1 protein-coding gene is annotated in these 375 nt (G+C 69.1%); it reads left to right on the top strand.

All coding sequences use genetic code 11. From position 1 onward, the window contains the following. Window positions 1–375 (top strand): transposase (locus tag FV226_RS27755; protein WP_147765435.1); only part of this gene is annotated, 375 nt, incomplete at both ends.

Below are 375 nucleotides of genomic sequence, written 5' to 3'. Positions count from 1 at the left end.
AGCAGGGACACGCGGCCGCGCACCAGACCTGCCTCGCCCATCTCGCCCGCGATGTCGCCTACGCCGTCGACACCAGCGACGATCCTGTCCCCTGGCGCCTGCAGCTCTGGCTCCAATCCGTGTTCGCCCTGGCCGAGCGCGTCACCGATCTGGCCGCCTCGACGCTGGCTGCCAAACGCCGAAGTCTGGATCGCCAACTCGGCGCCATCCTGGCCACACGAAGTCGCTGCGAACTGACCCGCGATCTGCAAGCCAAGATCGGCCGGGCGCGCGATCAGCTCCTGGTCTTCCTCGCCCATCCCGGCCACGTCCAACCCACCAACAACGGCTCCGAGCGCCTGCTGCGCCCGGCCGTCGTCCAGCGGAAGATGACCA

The sequence above is a fragment of the Methylobacterium sp. WL12 genome (assembly GCF_008039475.1).
GTDB classification, from domain to species: domain Bacteria; phylum Pseudomonadota; class Alphaproteobacteria; order Rhizobiales; family Beijerinckiaceae; genus Methylobacterium; species Methylobacterium cerastii.
This window is presented reverse-complemented; position numbering and strand designations above follow the sequence as displayed.